The sequence below is a fragment of the Trinickia sp. genome (assembly GCF_051954495.1).
Taxonomy (GTDB): domain Bacteria; phylum Pseudomonadota; class Gammaproteobacteria; order Burkholderiales; family Burkholderiaceae; genus Trinickia.
The window spans coordinates 1-2,567 of sequence record NZ_JBQCHR010000026.1; the positions used below are offsets into that span (position 1 = coordinate 1).

Below are 2,567 nucleotides of genomic sequence, written 5' to 3' on the forward strand. Positions count from 1 at the left end.
TGTTCGAGCGCGTCAAAGGAAGGCTCGAGCTGACGTCGGCGGGCGCGCGGTATCTGGCGGAACTGATGCCGCTGTTCGCATCGCTGCGCGAAGCGACCGACAGTCTGCGTTCGCCCGAGCGGCGCTCGCGCGTGCTGAAGATCCGCTCGCCCGCGACCTTCGCGGTGCGCTGGCTGATTCCGCGTCTCGCGAGCTTTCATCGACTGCACGAGAACATCGACGTGCAACTGACGACATCCCCGGCTCCATTGAATTTCGCGCGCGAGGACATCGACGCTGGCATCCAGCTAGGCGAGGGCAACTGGCCCGGCCTGCGCGTGCAACGTCTGATCGCGAACGAACTCGTGCCGGTAGCGGCGCCATCCAGACAGGTCAAGGCCCGCTCGCAGTTGCAGGGCGAAACGCTTCTGCATACGCTCGCGCGCCCGGAAGATTGGACGCTGTGGCTGAAGGCTGCGGGTCTTCCCTTGAACGCGCGACGCCGCGAGATGCGCTACGAAACGTCGCTGCTGGCGTATCAGGCAGCGATCGAAGGGCACGGCGTTGCAATCGCGCAGAAGGCGCTGGTGCGCGGTGAACTCGAAAGCGGCCTGCTCGTCGCGCCATTTTCGTTCGAGCTCGATCGCGGGCGCCACACGTATTACTTCGCTTGGCCAACCGCGCGTCCGCAATCGGACGCGCTGAAGATCTTCCGCCGTTGGCTGCTCGCCATGCTCGACGAATAGCACGACGAACAGCGCTGCGAGCGCCGACCTTTTAACAAAAAGTTAAAGGGTGGTTTCCTAATTGTCGATTGTCCGCAAGGCCGGCGAGTCCGTAATCTCGTCGGCATGATTCGCTGCAGTGGCGAGTCACGAGACGGGACAATCACACATGTTAAGAGACAGCCTCAATGGCGTGCGAGTGATCGATTTCTCGCACGTCCTTGCCGGACCGGTCTGCTCGATGACCCTCGCCGACCTCGGCGCGCACGTCGTCAAGATCGAGCCGCCCGATGGCGAGATCGGGCGGCGCATCGGGCCGCCGTGGATAAGCGGCGAAAGCGCTGCCTTTATCAGCGTCAACCGCAACAAGTACAGCATCGCTATCGACCTGAAGACGGACGCAGGGCGCCACGTCGTTCGCCGGATGGTGCGGGAGGCGGACGTACTCGTCGAAAATTTCAGGCCGGGCGTCATGGCATCGATGGGGCTCGACTTCGACGCATTGCGGCAACTGAATGCTCGGCTCGTGTACTGCTCGATCTCGGCGTTCGGCCAGAAGGGTGCGAGTTGCAAGCGGCCCGGCGTCGATGGCGTGATCCAAGCCGTCAGCGGTTTGATGAGCACACTGGGCACGACGAGCGCCGAGCCGCTCAAGGTGCCGATCCCCGTCGCTGACATGATGGGGGGCTATCTGGCGTCGATCGCGATTCTCGGCGCGTTGCATCAAGCCCGCGCGGGCGGCAGTGGTCAGCATCTCGACGTGAGCTTGTACAACGCGACGCTGATGATGCAGCAGATCGGTTTCGCCGCGTTCTTCGCGTCAGGACGCGAGCCGGAGAAGACCGGCAGTGCCGCGCCCTATGCTTGTCCGAATGAAGCGTTCCCCACGCAGGACGGCTGGATGATGGTGGTCGCCTACCATCCGGAACGATGGCGAGCGTTATGCGAGGTGCTAGCTTTGCCGATGCTCGAAGCGGACGCGCGATTCGCCACGAACGACGATCGCGTGCGTCACCGCGCGACGCTGCATCACATGCTCGCGGCGCGATTTGTCGAACGCACGACCGCCGATTGGATGGAACAGCTAGCGGCTCGCGACATTCTGTGCACGCCGATCGCCACCTACGGCGATGTCGTCGAATCGGCGGAGTATGCCGACTCCGGACTGCCGCAGACGATTCATCATCCGGTCGCGGGCCCCGTGCGCACGCACGGCTTCGCACTCGGGCCGTCCGACCGTCCGGCGGCGCCGGATCTCCCCGCGCCGCTCACGGGCCAGCACACGCTGCAGATGCTGGAGCGATACGGCTTTGACGAAGGCGAAATCGCGGGACTGCTCAACGCGGGCGTCATCCGCGCGGGCCGAACAGCACACGAAATCTGCGAAGAAGACCGCAAGGTGAGCGCATGAGCGCCGCGATGACCCAAAGCGAGCGGCGCGGGCGAGTCTCGCTGGTTCGATTGACGTCGGACAACGCGCTCAATCCGCTGACCGACGCGTTGATGGATCGCCTGACCGACGTCCTGCTGCGAAACGAAACCGACCCGCAGGTTCATGCAACGGTTTTGACCGGATCCGACAAAGCGTTCGCAGCGGGCGCGGACATCGTCGCGATGTCGAAGCTCGATTACGCGAGCGCATTCTGCGACGACTACATCGGCCGTAGCTGGGACCGCATTCGAACGGCTCGCAAACCGCTGATTGCGGCGGTCGGCGGCTACGCGCTCGGCGGCGGCTGCGAGCTGGCGATGATGTGCGACATCGTCATCGCCGCGGACGACGCTGTGTTCGGCCAGCCGGAGGTCAAGCTCGGCATCGTGCCGGGTGCGGGCGGCACGCAGCGTCTGCCGCGCGCGGTAGGC

At 64.5% G+C, this 2,567-nt stretch carries 3 protein-coding genes; all 3 read left to right on the forward strand.

Annotation, left to right across the window (positions count from 1 at the left end; translation table 11 throughout):
- Positions 1-725, forward strand: a 725-nt coding sequence (locus ACTHNR_RS03660) for a LysR substrate-binding domain-containing protein (RefSeq protein ID WP_440546116.1), incomplete at its 5' end; no start/stop codon positions are given.
- A gap of 148 nt (positions 726-873) precedes the next feature.
- Complete coding sequence (locus ACTHNR_RS03665; RefSeq protein ID WP_440546117.1) at positions 874-2,115, forward strand: CaiB/BaiF CoA transferase family protein; 1,242 nt, start codon at positions 874-876, stop codon at positions 2,113-2,115.
- Positions 2,112-2,567, forward strand: a 456-nt coding sequence (locus ACTHNR_RS03670; protein ID WP_440546118.1) for an enoyl-CoA hydratase-related protein, incomplete at its 3' end; no start/stop codon positions are given. The genes ACTHNR_RS03665 and ACTHNR_RS03670, both read left to right, overlap by 4 nt.

Excerpts from the sequence above, each read along its gene's own strand:
- ACTHNR_RS03665 (WP_440546117.1), top strand. The coding sequence starts at position 874 with ATGTTAAGAGACAGCCTCAATGGCGTGCGAGTGATCGATTTCTCGCAC.